Origin of the sequence: Micromonospora sp. NPDC023633 (assembly GCF_040640035.1) — a bacterium.
In the GTDB taxonomy this organism is placed as follows: domain Bacteria; phylum Actinomycetota; class Actinomycetes; order Mycobacteriales; family Micromonosporaceae; genus Micromonospora.
Genome location: NZ_JBFABB010000012.1, coordinates 1 through 19,323 on the forward strand (window position 1 = coordinate 1; position 19,323 = coordinate 19,323).

Genomic DNA, 19,323 nt, shown 5'->3' on the forward strand with positions numbered 1-19,323 from the left:
GAACGCCGACCCCAAACCGTTTGTGTGGACCAAGACGGCTGACGACATCCTCGAAACGATCGCCGCATACTGCAAACGGATTAACGACTCAGGACGCTAGCCGTGAGGACCGGCAACAGGGAGGCGGCGGACCGACGGCGATCCCGCCGACCGGAACGGGCCGCCGGCGATCGTGCCGCGTCGCCGGGAAGGCGTACGCGGTCAGGCGGAGACGGCGACTCCTTCGTCGATGAGCTCGCGTACGAGCCGACGGGCCTCGTCGAGACCGATCGAGGCGCGCAGTTCCTCGACGGCGACCACGGTGCCGGGGTGATCGATCATCCGCATGATCGTCTCGGTCACCGGCTTGGGCAGGCGCAGGTCGTGGTCGCCGAGGTGCAGGACGGTGCCGTCAGCGCCCCTGGTGCTGACCAGGACCGCCCCCGGTACGTACCGCACCGCTTCGACGTCCTGGCTGAACGCCCCCACGGCGGCGCTGACAGCGCGACGGCGCGGCCCTGACTGCGCGCGCAGCGCCCGGGCCCGCACCGACTGCGCAGCCCGGTCGAGGTCGAGGTTGACGAGCCAGCGGGCGAAGCGCTCGGTGACGTCGCCCAGCGCGGTGTCGATGCCGTGGTCGTTGAGCCCGGGCGGGAGCGCGGCGCGGAACTCGGGCTCCCCGGCGGCGACGTCCAGAAGCTGTTCAAGCAGCCAGTGCCGGGTGAACTGGAGCACGCCGACGCTGATGTGCAGGGAAGTGCCTTCCTCGGCGTACCCGTTGTGGATCCAGCCCCGAGGCACCCAGAGCACGTCTCCGGGCGCGAGGCGGACCCGCAGGAACGGGTCGCCCTTCTCGAACCGGGCCCGGGCGGCAGCCGGAACCGGGACCCGTCCCCAGCGGTGCCGGGGCAGCGGGTCCGGCAGGTACGGCTCGTGCAACTCCCAGGTCTTCTGCCCCACGGTCTGCACGATGAAGACCGCCTCGGTGTCCCAGTGGTGCGCGAAACCCTGGCTCTTCGGCGGGGTGAGGAAGGCGTGCGCGTACAGCGGGTGACCGAGTTCCGCGGACAACAGCCGGCAGAAGCGGCTGAGTGGTTGCCAGCTGCGGTGCAGGCCCATGAGCAGGAGGGTGTGCCCGGTGCGCAGGAGCGCGCCGACGCGGCGGGCGTCGATGGCTCCGGCGGCGTCCGGGAAGGCCGCGAGGTCGGGGCTGACCAGGCTGCCCGGTTGCGCCATCACGTTGTTCCTGGTCATCGTCACCGACGACGCGGGTAGGCCCTGGTCGCTGATCAGTCGGTCGACGTCGTCGACGTCGAGGAGGGCGGCCAGCGCGGCCGGGTCGCCATGATGGACCTCGGGCTGCTGCGGCCATTGTTCGGTGAATTCTTCCGGCCGGGCCGTAAGGCGATCCAGCGCGCTGTTCATGCCGCCTCCGCAAATTTGCTTCCCATTGTTGCCCGTTCGCCATCATGTGGTTTTCCTGCTGGTCAGCGCAAGGGCGGGGGGACCGGCGTAGTCCGTTCTACGCCTTTGGTGGCAGGCGGGGGTACCGGGGCGGCTGACACCTTCGTCGAATTCCGCCTGCGACATTTCTGCGCCTTCCCGAGATTCAGTTCCCTGACTTAATGTCCTTACCGGAAGGTCTTCCAGTCATGCGTATTCCAAGCAAAGGAGCAGGCGTGAACAATTCGAACGATCTCGACTTCGAGCTCGATGACCTGCCGATGGACGTGTTCGACCTGGCCGACAGCGGGCTCACGATCGAGTCGCTGACGGCCGGTCACGGCATGCCCGAGCACGGCGCGTCGCTGCCCTTCTGCTCGTGCAGCGCGACCTGCAGCTGCTGCCCGAGCAGCAGCAGCTGACCTTGAAATCGGCTGTGCCGCCGGCTTCGGCCGGCGGCACAGCCCCGGGGCCGGGAGGGGCCATGGGCGAAAGCGTTGGCACGATCACGGACGAGGGCGTGCTTCTGTCGAGTGACGCACGCGTGGAGTCGCCTCCGGTTCTGCGGCTCGCGGGGTTACCCGCGGCGGCGCTGGGCCGGCTGCGCCTGACGGAGTCGTTCCGACGCGCCGAGGAACAGGCGCGGCTGCGCCGGTGGCTGGCGCTGGAGGGGCACGCGCTGTCGGACGCCCTGTTCGCCGAGATCGGGGCGCTGGAGCAGACCGCCCTGAAGCCGAGGCTGGTGGGTCTGCGCAGGGCGGTCTACCAGTCGAGGCGGCCTCGCGACGAGGAGTGGAACGAGACCGTCGCGCAGCTGCTCACCTCGGACGTCGCCGAGCGGATCGCCGTCTGGCGGTCGAAACTGGACACTTTGGACCGGACCGCCGCCGAACTGCCGGCGGTCCTCGCCGCCGAGATCACCGACCGGGAACGGGTGCTGCGCGAGGTGACCGCGGATTCCGGCTTCCGCCGGGCCCTGTCACAGGCCAGTCCCGCGCTGCACGTGGAGCTCGGCAAGTGGCTGGCCGATCCGGCGCACCGGCCGAGGGCGCAGAGCCTGGCCCGGCTGGCGAAGTACGTGGCCCGGGCGGCGGCCAAGACCAGCCCCTACAGCACCTTCACCATCAGCGGCCTGGGTGCCTGGGTCGACGGCTCGGCCCCGGAGGTGTTCGCCAAGGCGCCGGTCAGCGGGTTCCTGGAGCTGGACGGTTTCCTGCTGCAGAGCGTGATCCGGGCCCTGCGCGAGACCCCTGGGCTGCAGGCGTCGATGCGGGTACGGGTGAACCCGAGTGTGACCAGGTCGGCCGGGAAGATCACCTTCTCCGGGTTGCCGCCCCGCGAGCCGATCGTGACCATGCCGGAGACACCGGCGATCCGCGCCTGCCTGCGCGTCGTGCAGGAGGGTCCGCCGGGCACGCTGCGTGGGCTGCGGGACCGGCTCGCCTCCGGTGCGAGGACACCGGGCGACGTTCGGCCGTTCCTGGACGCGTTGGTGCGGGCCGGGCTGCTGATCCTCGAGCCACCGGTGACGGATCAGGCCCTCGACCCGTTGTCGGATCTGATCGCCTGGGTCGCCGCGCACGGCGGCGAGGACCTGGTCGACGTCACGGTGCTGCTGGACCGGCTGCGTACGGAGGTCGGCCTGCCGGTGCCGGTGCAGGACGTCGACGGGCACTGCGCCCGCCAGGACCGGCTGCGGGACGCCGTCGCCGACCTCGTCGACCGTCTCGGGTTGCCCTTCCAGCCGGTGGCCGAGATGAGCAAGGCCGTCTACCACGAGAACGCGGTGTTCCGTGACCCGCCGGTGGAATGCGCGTCCGGGCGGTGGCGTCCGGCGCTGGAGGACCTCGATGCGGTGCGGCGGTGGCTCGCCGTCTTCGACCCGGCGCTGCCGCTGCGGCTGGCGCTGGGTGTCTACTTCCGGGAACGCCTCGGCTCGGGCGCCCAGGTTCCGGTGCTGGAGCTGTGCCGGGCGGTGCACGAGGAGATCGCCCGTGCAGACGGGGCCGGCGGGTCCCCCGCCGGGCAGGAGGTGGCGCGGTTCCTGCGCGCGTCGCCGCTGGCCACCGGCACCGCCCTGGCCGCCAGTCCGCTGGGCAGGTTGCGGCAACTCGGTCGGATCCAGGAGGCGGCCCGCGCCGGGTTGCTCGGGCCGGTCGAGGCGGACGGTGTCATCCGTACTCCGGCCGGGACGCTGCGGGCGATGGCAGCCGGCTGGCCGGAGTGGATCACTCCCGCGGGATCGCTGGGCTGCTACGTGCAGGTGGTCGAGCGGGGAGCGCAGCTCGCGTTGGCGTTGAACGTGGCGCACTCGGGGTACGGGCGAGGGCGGAGCCGTACGACGCGGTTGACCGCCCTGGCCGGGGGCACGGTGCCACCGGGCCGGGCCTGGTCCGGGGCGTCCGGTGAGACGATCTTCGCGGAGTTGGGCGGGACGTTCTCGTCGGCGTTGAACGCCCGGACGGCCAGCACCGACTACGAGATCGACTACCCGTTCACGGTCACCGGCCGGCCCGCCGCCGAGCGGTTGCCCCTCGGGGATCTGACCGCGGTGCACGATCCGCGTACCGACCTGGTGAACATCGTCTCGAACCGGCTGCGCCAGCGGGTCGTACCGCTGCACCTGGGCATGATGGCCGACGTCCTGCTGCCGCCCATCGCCCAGTTCCTGAGCTGGTCGTTCGGGGTGACCTACTACCTGCACCCCAGTTTCTCGCCGTTGGCCGGCGGCGCCGACCTGGCGCCTCCCGATCGCCTCACCACCCATCCCCGGGTGGAGGCCGGCCGGGTCGTCCTGCGTCGGGCGCGGTGGCGGGTGCCGACGGGGCAGGTGCCCACCCGGCACAGGGCGGAGGCCGATGCCGACTATCTGGTGCGCCTGGTCGGGTGGCTGCAGGCCCACGGGATCCCGGACCGCTGCTATGTCCGGATGTGGACCGACGGGCTGTGGGGCACCGACCCGGCGGATGACACGTGGGGCAAGTGGGTGCTGGACAAGTCTCGCAAACCTGTCTACATCGACTTCGCCAACTGGCACTTGCTCGCGGTGTTCGAACGGATGCTGCGGGCGCCAGGGCCGGTGATGGTGTTCGAGGAGGCGCTGCCCGCGCCGGGCGACACCGCCGCGCTCACCGACGAGCCGGCCGTTGCTGAGTACCTCGTCGAGATCTCGAACCGAGGGTGAGATGGAAGAGACCAACTGGGTCAGCGCGCACGCCTTCCACCAGGGCGACCAGGACCGCCTGCTGGTCGACGCGGTCGATCCGCTGGTGACGGAGCTGGTCTCCGACGGTCGCGCCGACGGCTGGTTCTACCTGCGCTACTGGGACGGCGGACCGCATGTGCGGCTGCGCGTCCTCCCGGCCGCGGGCACCAGCCCCGACAGGATCAGGGAAGCGATCGACACACGGCTGGACGCCTACCTGCGGGACAATCCCTCCACCCCGGTGATGACCGAGCACGCGTACGCGCAGAGCGCGGAGATGCTGGCCGCCTGGGAGCAGGTCGAGCCGGGCTTCGCGACGCTGCAACCGAACGACTCGGTCGCCTACGTCCCGTACCGCCGCGAGCACCACCGCTACGGCCACGGCGCCGCGATCGAGGCGGTGGAGCGGCACTTCGTGCAGTCCAGCACGCTGGCGATGCGGCTGCTGCGGCAGGGAGCCTCCCCGCAGGAGCGGTCGACCGCCGCGTACGCGATGCTCCTCATCGCCTGGCTGACCTGTGAACCCGACCCGGTGCGCCTGCGCGAGCGCATCGAGACCGGACCCGGGTACGACGACGCGGCGGCACCCTTCGACCTGCCGCAGCCGTCGGCGCAGCAGCTCGGCACGGCGGTCTCCGTCGCCCGGCGGATGCGGGCGCTGGTGGCGGCCAGCCGACGGCACACCGACGCGGGAACACTGGCCGGCTGGGCCCGGTCGGTCGCGACGCTACGGGACGCGCTCGACGAGCAACTGGACCGGGGAACGCTGGCGCCACCCGACTCGGGCTGGGAAGGCCCCGGGGGCATCGTCACCGCGGGGCCGGGCACCTCCGTCCTGACCATCATCGACATCTGCGCGCACCTCGTCTGCAACCGGCTCGCCATCACCCTGCCGGCGGAGATCTCCCTGCGCCAGCTCGCCGGGGCGGCCGTGTCGGCGCTCGCCGAAGGGGACTGAACCATGCGTTGGCACTGTTTCCACATCCACTACCACGCCGAGGACATCGATCAGCTCATCCTGGAGGCGATCCGGCCGGTGACGCGGCGGCTCGGCGACCAGGCCGACTCCGTCTACTACCTGCGGCACTGGCTTCGTGGCCCGCACGTGCGCCTCTACGTACGCTGCGCACCCGGGCTCCTGGAGACGCTCGTCCGTCCGACGGTCGAGGAGCTGGTCGGTCGCTTCCTGGCCCAACGGCCGTCGACCGCACGCCTGGACCCGCAGGAACACCTGCCGATGCACCAGCGCCTGGCCGCGCTGGAGTCGGTCAGCGGTGACCTGCTGCCGTGGTACCCGGACAACTCACTGCACCTCACCACCGAGGCGGACCCGGCGCCGTCCGAGGCGACGTCCGCCCGGCTGCTGACGGACTTCTACTCGGACACCACCGAGCTGGCCTTCCGGATGACCGAGGACATCGCCGCCGGCGGGCGGCGGCTCGCGATCGCGTTCGACCTCATGATCGCCACGGCGCACTCGCTGTCCGGGGTCGGGCTCGCCCGCGGCGGCCTCTCGTTCCGCTCGCACGCCGAGGCGTTCCTGCACGGATACCCGGAGGGCCAGGGCCTGCGCGAGGCATGGGACCGGCACTACCACCGGCGCGGCGCGGCGCTGGTCGCACGCGTCCGGGCCGTGGCCGCCGACCTGGACGGCGCGACGTCGGCGGTGCCGTACGTGCGGGACTGGCTCGACGTGCTGCGGCCGTACCGGGACCGGGCCGGCCGGCTGGTCGGCTCGGGGCTGCTGACGGAGCAGGCACCCCCCGTCGGCGCCGACGCCGACATCGTCGACCTGACGCAGGTCAGCCCGTTCCACCGGGAACTGTTCGCCACCAGCGCCTGGCAGGAGCAGACCGAGGCCACCGAGTGGTTCCTCAGCTACAAGCTGGTGCTGAACCACACCTACCTGCACCTGACCCGGCTGGGGGTCAGCCCGGTCGAACGGTTCCTGCTGTGCCACCTGGCCGCCTGTGCGGTGGAGCAGGCGCACGGGATGTCGGCGGTGGAGCTGATCAGGACCCTCGCCGACCCGTCGATGACCGGTGCGGAGGCCGCACGATGATCGAGTCGGTCGCCACCACGGCGCTCACCGAACACCTCGCGCTGGTGCCCGGCGTCTACACCGTGGTCGACCAGGACGACCAGCTGCGACTACTGGCCGGCTCCCGGGCCGCGACGTTCGGCGCCGTACAGACGTGGAAGCGGGACCTGCTCCACCAACTCGCCGCCGGTCCGTGCCCGGCCCGGGACCTGGCGGCGCGGGACCACGCCGCCGGGTTCCTGACGGCGCTGCACGCGGGGGGATGGCTGGAGACGGAGGTCGGGCGCGCGCAGGGACCGCTGTACACCCTGCAGCCGACCCGGCGACCCGTCCCGGCATCGTCACCGACCCCCGACGAGCTGATCCTGTCGCGGTTCGCGATCGTGCACCGGGAACGGGACAGCCGGCACCTGGTCGTCGAGTCGCCCCTGGCCTGGGCCCGGATCCGCCTCCACGACCCCGCGTTGCTCGGCCTGCTGACGGCGAAGACGCCCGCAGCGGCCGGGCTGGCGCAGGTGCCGCAGCGGCTCGCCGACCGGTTCCTGCACGACCTGTACCGGTGCGGACTGGCGGTGCCCGTGGGCGGCGCCGAGGAGGAGGCGTTCCACCTGCGCCAGTGGAGCGCCCACGAGCTGTGGTTCCACCAGCGCAGTCGGATCGGGCACCGCGACCGGCTGGGCAGCGGGTACGGCCGCACCCGCTGGGCCGAAGGGCTGTTCGAACCGCTGCCGGCCCGCCACGACCCCTATCCGGGGCCGGTCGTCGCACTGCCCACCCCCGACCTGGAGCGGCTGCGGCGCACCGATCCGCCGCTCGCCGCGGTGGTGGAGGACCGCCGTTCCGTCCGCACCCACGACGATGACACACCGATCACGCTGGAGCAGCTCGGCGAGTTCCTCTACCGCTGCGCGCGGATGCGGGCGGACTCCGGCCCCGAGGGCGGGCGGCAGCTCGGTCGGCCGTACCCGTCGGGCGGTTCGGTCTACGAGCTGGAGTTGTACCCCGTCGTCCGGCTGGCCTCGGGGCTGCCGGCCGGGGTGTACCACTACGACGGTCACGACCACGCGCTGCGGTCGGTCCAAGGGCCCGGGCCCGGCATGGCCCGGCTGATCGCCGCGGCTCGCAGGGGCACCTTCGAACAGTCGACCCCGCAGGTGCTGATCGTGGTGGCGGCCCGCTTCGGGCGGCTGGCCTGGACCTACGAGCAGATGCCGTACTCGCTCGTGCTCAAGCACGTCGGCGTGCTCTACCAGACGATGTACCTGGCAGCCACGGCCATGGGTCTGGCCGCCTGCGGGCTCGGCGGCGGCGACCGCGAGACCCTCAACGAGGTGACCGGCGTCGGCTATACCGACGAGAGCGCGGTGGGCGAGTTCCTGCTCGGCAGCCGCCCCGCCACACAGTGAACGGACAATCGGAGACCATGGGCCTGCTGCTGCGTCCCGACACCTACTACACCTCCTCCGAAGACGGCCTGTACCTGCTGACCTACGAGGGGCCGGTCATCGTCGGCGGCAACTCGGCGTATCCGCTGCTGGCCCGGCTGGCACCCTATCTCGACGGCCGTCACTCCCTGGCCGACCTGACGGCGAACCTGACCGGCCAGCGGCGGGACATGGTGCGGCAGCTCGTCACCGTGCTCATCGCCAAGGGCGCGATCACCCCGCACGACCAGGCGCCGCCGGTGACCCCGGAGCAGGTCGACGGCTACCACCGGGAAATCTCCTTCCTCAGCCATCTGACCGACTCCGCGCTCCAGACGTTCCAGGACTACCGGGCCGAGACGGTCGCGGTGGTCGGCCCGGTGGAACTGGTGCCCGCCGTGGCCGCCGCCGCCCTGCGCTCGGGATCGGCGCAGGTGCGCCTGCTGACGGAGGAACCCGGGACCGGCGGGGACGCCCTGCTGACCGAGGTGGAGCGCGGCCGCCGCGACCCGGGGCAGCGCGTCACCCGTACCCGGTGCGACGCCGATGCCGATGCCGACGCTGTCGCGGCGGCGCTGCACGGCGCGGGCCTCGTCCTGCACGTCCGCGACCGTCCGGCGGTCGACCAGGTGCGGGTGCTGGAAGGGGTCTGCGCGGCCTCGCACACCGATCTCTTCCAGGCCCTCCTGATCGACGACGGTGTGTGGTTCCTGTCCCGCGGCCCCCGGGCGGGGGCGGGGGCCCGGTGGCCGTCGGTCGCGCGTCGGCTCCGCGCGCGCCACCGCGGCGCCGGGACCGCACGGTCGAGGCGGGCGGACAGCACGGCCCGCGCCGTCGCCGCCGCCCAGCTGGTGTCCCGGGCGTTGCGCACGGTCACCGGCGCGGCGCGACCGGAGCCGGCGGGAGTGACCCGTCTCGACCCGGACACCCTGGGCAGTGAGGCGCACGCCGTGGTGCCGCACCCCTTCGAGGCGGAGGTCGAGGCGTCGACCGTCGAGGCGGTACGCGGGCGCATCGAGCAACGCCGCGCCGCCGCGCCGCTCGATCCGGAGGTCTTCTCCCGGCGCGCCGCCGGCTGCATGGACGACCGGCTGGGGGTCTTCGGGCGGCCCGTGGAAGGGGACCTCGGTCAGCTTCCGCTGCGCGTGTGCGAGATCGAGGTGTCCGATCCGGTCGGGCTGCTCGGTGCGGGCTCCGTTCCCCTCCGCGTCTTCGGCACCGGCCTGGACTTCGCCGCCGCCCGCCTCGCCGCCGGGCTCAACGCGTTCTCCGCCTACGGGTCGCTCATGCTCGATCCGCGCCGGCTGGTCGGCGCCGACCACGAGCCGATCTTCGCCGGGGACCTGGACCCCGATCTGGCGCTGCGCGACGCCCGCGTGTGGGCGGGCCACCTACCGGGCATCGCGCTGACCGACGGCCGGATTCGCCTCGTACCGGTGTCGCGGGCCTTCCCGGCGCTGCGCGCCGCTGATCGGGCCGGCCCGATCCCGCCCGGGGTCGCCTCGGCGTACGGCTGGCGGGAGGCGGTGACGACCGGCATCCTCGCGCAGGTCAGGCGGTGGACCCTGGACGAGATGGTGACGGCCGGGCAACCGTGTCCCCGCCTCGACCTGGACGCCGTCGCCCTCGATCCGGTCGGTGACCGCTACCGCGCGATCCTGGCGGCGGCGCGCGAGCAGGTGGTCGCCCATGACATCACCGGGACGCTTTCGGTGCCGACCGTGCTCTGCCAGGTGGGCCGCGCGGCGCGGGGCTGCGCCAGCGGCCTGTCGATGGCCGAGGCGCTGCGCGACGCCCTGGCCGAGGCGGTCGTGTCGTATCAGTCGAAGCTGCACGGCCAACCCGCGTACGCGCCGCCACCGATCCCCGCGCCGGCGTCCTCGTCCGGGCCGGAGGGCCACCGGCCCGGCGCCGATCCGCTGGACCTCGACGCCGTCGTGGCCGCCCTGGCGGCACACGGCCGGGAGGCGGTGGCCGTACCGCTCGACCACGATCCGGAAGTGAGTGCCGTGATGCCCAACACCGTGCACGTGGTGGTGACCCATGACTGAGGTGAGACTGCTCGGCACGGGCATCCTCGCCGACGCCATCGCCCGCGGCGTCGACCGGCCCGCCGACGTGACCACCACGGCCGGACGCGTCGGCACCACGGCGGTCACCACCGACACCGTCATCGTGACCGCGACCGACGCCTGGGACCTCGACGACCACGCGGCGGTACGGGGTGCGGGCACCGGCCGCCGGCCGTCCTGGCTGCCGGTCCGCACGGAGCTGGGCCGGGTGCTGATCGGGCCGCTGGAACGGGCAGGTGAGCCCGGCTGTGTGGACTGTGTCGAACTGCGGCGCCGGCGCAACCGCCTGCATTCCCGCGCCCATGACGCGGTGATCGCCGACAACGGTCCGGCGTTGCGTACCCGGCCCTCCGCTTGGCTCACCGGCCTGGCCGCCGCCGTCGTCGCCGCGCTGGTCGACGACGAGATCGCCCGGCTGCACCGGGATCCGTCCACGGCACGGACCCGTCGCGCCCTGATCTGTCTGGACCTGAAGACCCTGGAGGTGACCCGGCACCCGTTCCTGCCCGACCCGACCTGCCCGGTCTGCGCGGACCTGCCGGAAGACAGCGCGGCGGCGGCAGACATCGTGCTGCGGCCCCGGATGAAGAGCGCCCCCGACCGCTACCGGACCCGGAACCTGGCCGAGCACCAGGACGCGCTGATCGCCACGTACGTGGACCCCGAGTGCGGGCTGATCCGACTGCTGGCCCGGGACAACAACGCCGGGACGGTGGTCGCGGCGGCCTGGATGGGGCTGTCGGACGGCGCGACCGAGGGCGGCTACGGGCGGACCCGCAGCTACCGCGCCAGTGAGCTGGTCTCGGTCCTGGAAGCGCTGGAGCGGCATGGCGGGATGCAGCCCGGAGGCAGACGGACGGCCGTGCGCGGCAGCTACGCCGACCTGCGCGACCGGGCGCTCGACCCCCGGGACCTCGGTCTCTATCCGCCGGACCGTCACCGCATCGAGGGATTCCGCTACCGCTCGTTCGACGTCGACCAACCCTACCGCTGGGTGTGGGGCCACTCGTTCCGGCGCAAGGAACCGATCCTGGTGCCCGAGGCCTACGCCTACTACCGCATCCACCGCTCCGACCACGAACCCGCACCCTTCGTGTACGAGATCTCCAACGGTTGCGCGCTGGGCGGAAGCCTGGAAGAGGCCATACTCCACGGCATCCTTGAGATCGCCGAGCGGGACGCGTTCCTGATGACGTGGTACGCGCGCATGCCGGTGCCGCGGATCGACCTGCGCTCCGCGCGCCGCCGGACGGTCCCGCTCATGGCCGAGGCCATCGAGTCCGAGACCGGCTACACGGTCCAGGCCTTCGACATCACCCTCGAGCAGGGCATTCCCTGCGTGTGGGCGATGGCGGTGGACCCGTCGGAGGACGACGAACGCCCCAGGGCGGTCTGCGCCGCCGGCAGCCACCTCGATCCGGAGACGGCCGCCGAGAACGCGTTGAGCGAACTGGCGGCGATCCTGGTCGACCTCGTGCGCCGCTACCCGGGACAGCGCGACCAGGCCGAGCGGATGGTGCGGGACGGATCGCTGGTGACGGAGATGGCACACCACTCCCTGCTGTACGGCGCCCGTGCCGCCTTCGCCCGCTTCGACTTCCTGACCGGCTCGTCGCGTTCGGTGACCTTCGCCGGGATGGCGCAGCCGGACGGGTTCCGCAACGCCGACCTCAGCGACGACCTCCGGGAACTGGTCCGCCGCTATCTCGATGAGGGCATGGACGTGATCGTCGTCGACCAGACCACGCCCGAGCAGCGCGTACAGGGGCTCGCCTGCGCCAAGGTGATCATCCCCGGAACCCTGCCGATGACCTTCGGCCACCACCTGCGCCGGGTGGACGGGATACCCCGGCTGCACGAGATTCCCCACCGCCTCGGACATCGCGGACGACGGCTGGAGCACTCGGACGTCAACCCGCACCCCCACCCGTTCCCCTGACCCGCCCCCGAGATCAAGGAGCCCGGGATGTACCTGCAGTTCGTCCTCTGGGACCTGAGTAAGTCGAGTGTCTCCGTCGAGGACCTGCGCGGTTACCTGCGCGACTACGCCGTCGAGGCGTACTCCCAGCTGCCAGGGATGCGCCTGAAGATGTGGTTCGCCAACCCCGAGCGTCAGGTGTGGGGCGCGGTCTACCTGTGGGACGGCGCCGAGTACATGGACGGCCCGGCCCGGGTGAGCCGGGCCGTCGGGCTGATCGGGTACCCGCCGACCTCGGTGAGCGTCTTCGAGGTGGAGGCCATCGCGGAGGGCGACAGCGCCTACGAGAACCTCATGGCCCTCGGCCGGGCCTTCGGTTGAACCCTCGCGCCCGGGGCGGGCGTCGCGCCCGTCCCGATGCGCGCACCGGCGAGGCCCAGCGCGCCGGGCGCGACCTGCTCATCGAGCAGGTCGCGCCCAAAAGCCTTCTGGATGGCCTGGACGCGTGAGGTGACGTCGAGCTTGGCGTAGACGTTCGTCAGATGCCGTTTGACGGTCGCTTCGGTGATGAACAGCTGCATGGAGATCCGCCGGTTGCTCATGCCCGCGGCCACCAGCCGCATGATCTCCACTTCCCGGCTGGTCAGCGGGCCCGGGGCCGCCGTGGACGGCCGCAGCTCGCGGAGGGCACCGACGGGGGCGGAGAGGATGAAGCGGTCCTCCTTCCGGTGCACCGCGTGGATGACACAGACCAGTTCGTCCAGTTGCACGCCCTTGGCGAGGCACGCATGCGCGCCCGAGGTGAGCACCTTCCACAGGAAGAGAGGATCGTCGGAGTCGGTCAAGACGACGATCTTCGAGTCGGGCCGCTCGTCGAGAATGGGCGAGACCAGCGTGTCCGGGAACTCGTCACCGGCGTCGATGACCAGAATCGTGGTGTGCGACGGCTGTCCGGCGGAAACCGGAGACACGGTCGGGGGCGGGAGCCCGTCGTCCACGGAGAAGTTCGGCACCTTCCTCAGCAGTTCGGCCAGGCCGTGCTGAAGTAGGGGCGTCCCGGTCACGATCTCGATCGTCATCCGTGGCGAACAGCCATGGACGACATCGCGCCAGTCCGGGCCCGGGTGGTGTGAAGTCGACAAGATGCTCCCTGGGTGACATGCCGACCGAACCCCTCCGCCCGGTGGCTGCGACGAGCTGTCGCCGCGGCCACCGGAGAGGGGCTTTCGACGGCTAACGGAGGTCCATCCGGCGAAGCAGGGCTATCGCGTCGTCGCGTTTGGCGTCCGGGGCGTCGGCGTCGAGGAACTCCCGCAACGCCACCAGCTCCGCGTCGCCGACCTGCTTCCGTACGACCGGCAGGCGCAGGATCCGAGCGTAGGTGCGGTCGGGGAAGTAGAGCGCCTTGGCCGCTGCCAACACGGTCGCGGCGCTACCCGGCGAGATCACGCCGCGCTCCACCGCCGCGGCTATCGCCACCCGAATGTTGACCATCGGTTCGCAGAGGGCGCGCTGCGAATCCGGGTCGAAGGTGATCGCCACCTCGTCGTCGGCGTCGATCGCGCCCGAACGGTACAGCTCGAAGACCTGCCCGACCCCCACCATGCCCTCGGTGGCCAGTTCGGCGGCGCGCAGGGCCCCCATGCTGGAGGAGCCGAAGACCCGCACCGGATTCGGGTGCCGGTCGATGGCCCGGAGCACCTCCTTGGGGGAGATCATCAGCCCTTGGAGGAACTGGCCGTCCACGATGCCGATATGGGTCGGTGGTTCCGGTTCGGCGAGCAGGAGGTCGATGTCCCCCCGCTTGACCGGAGGGCGCACCTCGACCGGAGCGAGTTCGGCGATCGTGGCGGCGTCGATGCTCGGCCCGGCGAAGACCACGGCGCGCGTCATCGTCCGGCTCCTGCCCCGGCCGCCCGCTTCCGGGGTGGGGCCACCATCCTCAGCGCCTCGTTCCAGCGTGCCTTCGCCCGCGGGCCGAGTCTGCTCTGGTCGATCGCCCAGGACTCGAGTCCCGGTACGATCACCCGGACCACGTGCACCGGAAAACCCGGCGGTGTGCGGTCGACCACGATCACCCTTTCTAGTCCGCCGTCGCGCAGCCGCCCGAGCATCAGCTGGATGTCGGCCATGACGTCGTCGTTCGGGAAGCTGCGGACGTCGCCGAAGCGCACCGGTGTCTCGGACTCCCGCCACGGCCACACCGAACGGTCCACCGACCCGCCACGGGACACGTGGTGGTTCCAGTTGTCGACCTCGGTGCTGGGCAGGCTGATGTCCTCGCGCATGCCCTGGATGTCCACGGCCCGGCTCTGGGCAAGTTCGGTCAGGGCTCGGATGACCGCCACCTCGGCGTTGGGATGCGTGCCGTATCCCGAGTGGCCGGGCGAGAAGGTGTCGGCCAACGACTCGCTGACCACGGCGGCGAAGGTCGGGATGCCGAGGGAGGAGGTGATGTCTCTGATGACCAGTGGTAGCCCCGCCTCCTGGATCCGCTCGGCGAACCAGCGCGCCGCTTCGGGAAGGGTGGTGGGATCGACGCTCGGGGTGCTGTCCTCCAGCGTCGTCACCGCGCCCGGAGGTGCGGACGTGCCGAGCTTGTCGCGCATCATGTGGGTGATGCGGTTGCTGACCAGATCCGCCATCGTCAGGGCGTCGCGTTCGATGACCTCGCACAGGGCGTGGCAGATGGCCTCCTCCAGCGAGTTGCCCGATGCCAGCCCGTTGCTGCTGTTGATGGCGAAGCACTGGACTTCGTGGAAGCTGATGTAGTAGCCGGCCAGGCTCAGCGGTACGTGGACCGGCTCGTCGCGTAGCAGGTCGTAGCCTTGGGTCCACGAGATCGGCACGTCCGGGCGGTAGGCGTGACCCGGCGCGAGGTTGTGGTCGGCCGGGTTCAATACCGCCCGCTCAGCGGCGTCCAGCTCGGTGTACGAGGCGACGAGGTCCGGCGTGCGGGGCTGCCAGGCGGCGAAGCGCTCCACCGCCTCCATGATCGCCGACGCCCGTGCGTCGTCGTGGGTGCGCCCCTTGCCGTTGTAGACCGAGAGCAGGTCGTGGGATCGCGGCACGATGGCGTTGTGGACGGGAATGCCGACGCGGTCGAGCCACGTGATGTCGGCGACCCGGGACACTCCCACCGTCCGCAGCAGGGGAGTGACGCGCTCAAGGGTCTGGAGCGTGGTCACCTCGCGGGTGGGCCCAACCTTGGGGACGCGCTCACGCAGCTTCAACGTCCACCACCGTCGATCGGTCGGGTTCGGCGACGACGGTGTTGCTGACAGGTCGGCCGGTTCGGGCATTCATCAAGCTCTCCCTCCGAGGGGCATTGCCGTCAGCACCGCGGCGAGTTCCTGTTTGGCGACGATCGAATTCCGCCTGCGCGGCGTGAGCCAGGATCGGGTGGGTGGCGCAGATCCCGGTGCTGCCGCGGCGCTGGCGTCAACCCTGATCCAGGCGCGCGGGCGCCGGCAAGGGGTACGCCCGTGCCGAACTGTTCGGAACGTTCGGAACGCAGGACCGGTACGCCCCCGGCTCCTGACCGGGTTGACGTCGGAGTGGGCGAGCTCGCGCCCGGGCCACAACCAGCGTCGGCGTGCGGGTGCGCTCAACCAGACGCCGGGCGTGCCCGCGAACGACCCGACGCCGTCGCCGGCATGCTTGGCCGACAGCCACCCGCGACCGTCGTGTCCGCCGCCGTCCGGTGCGACCGTGTGCCCCCTCGGACACAAACCATTACCCCACGGTGCGCGCTGAGATCCACTGCGGCGCGCACCGTTTGCGTTTCCGGCTGGTAGGTGAGCCGGAGCCCGAGTTGCCGGTAGACCTCGGACTTGTCGGCAGGGTCGGCGTCGCGGAGCACGGCGGTGATGTCGCCGAGTGCGGTCACCAGGGTCGTGATTTCTGCTCGGCTCATCCGGCGCGGGGTGGCGCCCGTGTTCGCGCGTAAATCTGCTTCCGCGTGGGCGCGTTCGGCCTGTGTCTGGGCGATCCAGCCGGTAACCACCGTCGGGTCGGCTCCGGCGTCGAGGGCTGCTCGGTAGCGTTCCAGCTTGGCGTTGCATTCGGTGATGATTGCCTGGGCTGCCTTGCCGTGACCGGGCGGATGATCCAGGGGTTGGGCGTCGGCCATCGCGGTGATCGTCTGCTCGATGCGGTGGGGTGTGAAGGCGGAGGCCAGCCAGGTGTCGAGCGGGTCGGTGAGGGCGTCCTCGCGCAGGTACACGTTGCGGGGATGGTCGACCTGGTTGGCGAGGGCGTACTCCTGGGGGAAGCGGCAGCGGTAGTAGGCGTTGCCGTGGTTGTACTGGCCCTGCATGAGTCGGTCGCAGGCTGCGCAGTAGATCAGGCCGCGGAAGACGTACGGGTTGCGGGTGCGCTGCTTGACGTGTTGACCTCCGGTGCCCCGTCCGCGCTTTTGAAGGATTGCTTGGGGGCCTGTTCGAAGGTTGCGTCGTCGATGAGTGGTTCGTGGGTGATCTCCTTGGAGACCACCCACTTGTCGCGGGCGTTCCAGCGCATGATGCCGGTGTGGCCCATCGCTACGTCGTCGACGTCGAGCAGTACCTCGTCGGTGCGTTGTTTGTTCCATACCTGTCGCCCGGTGTAGCGGGGGTTGGTGAGGATGACGCGGACGGCGCTCTTGGACCAGGCGATGCCGCTGCGGTGGGGGTTGCGGGCGCGGTCGTGTGCGGACGGGCACGGTACGTGGTTGGCGGTGAGTCCTTCGGCGATAGCGAAGAGGCCGATGCCGGCGAGGAACTCGGCGAAGATCCGCCGGACGATCGGCGCAGTGTGGTCGTCGGGAGTGAGGCCCTTGAGGCGTTTGCCGTCGGCGGCCTTGGCGGGGTTGGGGTGGGGGCCGAGGTCGCGGAGGGTGTAGCCGTAGGGTGGGCGTCCGCCGAGGTAGCGGCCTTCGAGGAGGGTCTGAGCGGTCATGGCGGTACGCACGCGAAGCTTGATCCGGTTGCGTTCGCCCTTGCTCATGCCGCCGAAGACGGACATGACGAGTTCGTGTGCTCGTTGTCGGGGTCGATGGGGCCGCCGATCTCGGGCACCCAAAGTTCGACGCCGTAGTGGGCGAACATCGGCACCGTGAGACCGAACTGGTTGCCGTAGAAGGCACGGTGGGGTTCGCCGACGACGACGGCGGAGTACCCGCGCCGTGGGTCGCGCAGCGCGGCGAGAAGCAGGCTGGCCTGGGTCCGGCGTTGCCACGGGAGGGAGCGGCTCTGGCCGATGTCGAAGTACTCGGTCACGATGCGTCCGCCGTGGGGCTGGATGAGTGTGGTCGCCCGCGTGAGCTGCCAGCTCCGGGACGATTCGGGGTCCTGGTTGTCCTCGGTCGACACGCGGCCGTAGAAGGCAAAGGGTTTCGGCTGAGGGGTGGTCATCCGTTCTCCTCGATCGGGTTGTTTGTGCGGCGGCCGTTGACGCGTTTGAGCAGATTCAGTAGGGCGGCAGCGGCACCAGGGTGCAGCTCAGGTGGCTGGTGGGGAGCCTCCACCCTGATGAATGCGGTCGTCGCACGCCCGTCGACGTCGTCGACCGTCCATGAACCGTCGCCTTCACTGCACCTGTCAAGTCGCTTGTCCGGTGCCACGCCCGTCGCCGGATTGGACTCCTTGCGTTGCTGATGTTGGTGATCGGACGGCAGAGTCATGCGCCTCCGTCCGGTGGCTGACTTGGCGGAGACATCCGTCGGTGGCCGTGCATCGTTCGCTCCTTGGCCTCCACGACTGCGTTTCCGAAGAGGACGGGCTGGAGCGCGACGCGGGCATTGGCCTCGGGAGCGAGCGGGGTGGTCGTGCTGCACCTCGATGCGTTGGAGGCTCGCGCCGTGTCGGATGGGTGGGTTGTCATGGAGGGGTCCTCCGAAGTTGGCTCGTGTGCCGGTTGCTTTGGCAGGCATGAAGAAGCGGCCGATGCCGTCAGGCATCGGCCGCTCGCTGAGCAGGGGCAGGCATTACATCTTGGCGGTTGTCATGTCCTCGCCTCGAGACGGACTATCGTTGCTGGGCGGAGCGACTGCTGGCGCGCGTCTGCGTGGACTAACGACCTCGTGCACGGTTGTCTGGAGTCGCCGTCTCCTCGGGGATTGGCCGCTTCATCGGTGGTGGGCTGTGGCTGGTAAGGCCTTCGGTCGCTTGGTGGTGTGTTCGGTGCGGTCGGTGTGTTGGTGGTCGGACAGCGGGCCTGCGATGGCGCGGATGGAGGCGTCGAAGTGTTCGCGTCGGCCGTGGTAGCGGGCCAGGATCCGCCAGTTCTTGAGGTGGCCGATGACGTGCTCGACTCGGATGCGCTGTGACGAGTGCCGTTTTCGAGCCGCGTCGTGTGCGGCGATGACGCTCGGCGGCAGCGACTTCTGGCCTTTCCGCGGTTTGGGCCTTGGGGTGATCACCGCGCCGGCGGTGTCGGTACCGAGTCCTTGGTAGCCGGCGTCGGCGAGGACCTGAACCCCGATCGGCGTGTGGAGAAGCAGGTCGACGAGGCCTGCGGTCCGTGCCTGGGTGAGGTCGTGCATCGGGCCCGGCGGGGTCTCGCCGCAGAAAAGCAGCCGACCGGCCGGATCGCAGATCACCAGGGCTTTCATCGTGTTCAGCCGGGCCTTGCCGGATACGGAACGGTTCCGGCCCGCCCGGCCCTCGACCGGTCGGCGGACTCGTACCTCGGTGGCGTCCATCAACGCCTGCGGGTGGTGGCCCAGGTAGGCCACCACGTCCGCGAGGGTGCGTAGCCTGACTCCGTCGGGTACCCGGCAGCCACGCTCGGCCAGCAGCGGTCGTACCTCGGCGACACTGCGGGTGATCGTCGAGCGGTGCACTCCGAACCAGGCGGCCACCACGTCATGGGTCAACCCGTGCCGTAGATGCACCAGCGTGGCCAACAGGCGATCCTTGAACGCGAACCGGTGTTTCGCTCCAGCGCCAATCTCACGCCGACGCGTCCGCGCGGCAAGCCGATCGCGGTGCCGGGCCTGCCAGCGCGGCGCCAGCTCCACAACCAAGCCCTCGATCACCAGCCGGGACAGCCCCATCATCCGACGATTCATCATGATCGCAGCACCAACCATGACAGGAACAACGATCATGGATACCTAAAGATCCGCAACCATGCACGAGGTCATTAGGACGAGCCCACCCCAATCGCCGCCTAACATCAAACCGGATCCCGCGACGGCCGTCTCCTGCACCATCAGCGCGGACGTGGCCGAGGTCTCGGGTGCGTTGGCGCCAAGGGAG

The 19,323-nt window shown here is 70.8% G+C and carries 17 protein-coding genes; 8 read left to right on the forward strand and 9 right to left on the reverse strand.

Annotation, left to right across the window (positions count from 1 at the left end):
- Positions 1-201 precede the first annotated feature (201 nt).
- Complete coding sequence (locus AB0G13_RS05470) at positions 202-1,404, reverse strand: cupin domain-containing protein (RefSeq protein ID WP_357869278.1); 1,203 nt, start codon at positions 1,402-1,404, stop codon at positions 202-204.
- 254 nt (positions 1,405-1,658) lie between these two features.
- Here AB0G13_RS05470 and AB0G13_RS05475 point away from each other — a divergent pair, with 254 nt between their 5' ends.
- The 8 genes from AB0G13_RS05475 (at position 1,659) to AB0G13_RS05510 (ending at position 12,463) form a co-directional block, all read left to right on the forward strand.
- Positions 1,659-1,844 (forward strand): thiomuracin/GE37468 family thiazolyl RiPP peptide, encoded by a 186-nt coding sequence (locus AB0G13_RS05475; protein ID WP_357869281.1) that lies wholly within the window; start codon positions 1,659-1,661, stop codon positions 1,842-1,844.
- A gap of 122 nt (positions 1,845-1,966) precedes the next feature.
- Positions 1,967-4,606, forward strand: a complete 2,640-nt coding sequence (locus tag AB0G13_RS05480; RefSeq protein WP_357869284.1) for a lantibiotic dehydratase — start codon at positions 1,967-1,969, stop codon at positions 4,604-4,606.
- Between the two features lies 1 nt (position 4,607).
- A complete protein-coding gene (locus tag AB0G13_RS05485; protein ID WP_357869286.1) occupies positions 4,608-5,585 on the forward strand; it encodes a lantibiotic dehydratase C-terminal domain-containing protein in 978 nt (325 codons plus the stop codon).
- 3 nt (positions 5,586-5,588) lie between these two features.
- On the forward strand, positions 5,589-6,689 hold the full coding sequence (locus AB0G13_RS05490) for a thiopeptide maturation pyridine synthase (protein WP_357869289.1): 1,101 nt from the start codon (positions 5,589-5,591) through the stop codon (positions 6,687-6,689).
- Entirely contained in the window at positions 6,686-8,074 is a 1,389-nt protein-coding gene (locus AB0G13_RS05495; protein ID WP_357869291.1) for a SagB family peptide dehydrogenase, read from the forward strand. Before AB0G13_RS05490 ends, AB0G13_RS05495 begins: the two co-directional genes overlap by 4 nt.
- Positions 8,075-8,091: 17 nt before the next feature.
- Positions 8,092-10,143, forward strand: a complete 2,052-nt coding sequence (locus tag AB0G13_RS05500) for a YcaO-like family protein (RefSeq protein ID WP_357869294.1) — start codon at positions 8,092-8,094, stop codon at positions 10,141-10,143.
- Positions 10,136-12,103, forward strand: a complete 1,968-nt coding sequence (locus tag AB0G13_RS05505; protein ID WP_357869297.1) for a TOMM precursor leader peptide-binding protein — start codon at positions 10,136-10,138, stop codon at positions 12,101-12,103. The genes AB0G13_RS05500 and AB0G13_RS05505 overlap by 8 nt, the downstream gene beginning before the upstream one ends.
- 27 nt (positions 12,104-12,130) lie before the next feature.
- On the forward strand, positions 12,131-12,463 hold the full coding sequence (locus AB0G13_RS05510; protein ID WP_357869300.1) for a hypothetical protein: 333 nt from the start codon (positions 12,131-12,133) through the stop codon (positions 12,461-12,463).
- Here AB0G13_RS05510 and AB0G13_RS05515 read toward each other — a convergent pair.
- The 8 genes from AB0G13_RS05515 to AB0G13_RS05550 form a co-directional block, all read right to left on the reverse strand.
- Complete coding sequence (locus AB0G13_RS05515; protein WP_357869303.1) at positions 12,424-13,161, reverse strand: response regulator transcription factor; 738 nt, start codon at positions 13,159-13,161, stop codon at positions 12,424-12,426. The two genes, AB0G13_RS05510 and AB0G13_RS05515, sit on opposite strands and share 40 nt — an antisense overlap.
- Positions 13,162-13,315: 154 nt before the next feature.
- Positions 13,316-13,975 carry a TfuA-like protein gene (locus AB0G13_RS05520; protein ID WP_357869305.1) on the reverse strand — a complete coding sequence of 220 codons (660 nt, stop codon included), beginning with the start codon at positions 13,973-13,975 and terminating at the stop codon, positions 13,316-13,318.
- Positions 13,972-15,315: a YcaO-like family protein gene (locus AB0G13_RS05525; RefSeq protein WP_357869308.1), complete on the reverse strand. Its 1,344-nt coding sequence runs from the start codon at positions 15,313-15,315 to the stop codon at positions 13,972-13,974. Before AB0G13_RS05525 ends, AB0G13_RS05520 begins: the two co-directional genes overlap by 4 nt.
- A gap of 374 nt (positions 15,316-15,689) precedes the next feature.
- A complete protein-coding gene (locus AB0G13_RS05530; RefSeq protein ID WP_357869311.1) occupies positions 15,690-16,400 on the reverse strand; it encodes a hypothetical protein in 711 nt (236 codons plus the stop codon).
- Between the two features lie 26 nt (positions 16,401-16,426).
- On the reverse strand, positions 16,427-17,086 hold the full coding sequence (locus AB0G13_RS05535) for a recombinase family protein (protein ID WP_357869313.1): 660 nt from the start codon (positions 17,084-17,086) through the stop codon (positions 16,427-16,429).
- The gene (locus AB0G13_RS05540; RefSeq protein WP_357869315.1) at positions 17,065-17,475 is read right to left on the reverse strand and encodes a recombinase family protein; all 411 of its coding nucleotides are present in this window, start codon (positions 17,473-17,475) and stop codon (positions 17,065-17,067) included. Before AB0G13_RS05540 ends, AB0G13_RS05535 begins: the two co-directional genes overlap by 22 nt.
- Positions 17,472-17,744: a hypothetical protein gene (locus tag AB0G13_RS05545; RefSeq protein ID WP_357869318.1), complete on the reverse strand. Its 273-nt coding sequence runs from the start codon at positions 17,742-17,744 to the stop codon at positions 17,472-17,474. The genes AB0G13_RS05540 and AB0G13_RS05545 overlap by 4 nt, the downstream gene beginning before the upstream one ends.
- Positions 17,745-18,188: 444 nt before the next feature.
- The gene (locus AB0G13_RS05550) at positions 18,189-19,172 is read right to left on the reverse strand and encodes a transposase family protein (protein ID WP_357869321.1); all 984 of its coding nucleotides are present in this window, start codon (positions 19,170-19,172) and stop codon (positions 18,189-18,191) included.
- Between the last annotated feature and the right edge of the window lie 151 nt (positions 19,173-19,323).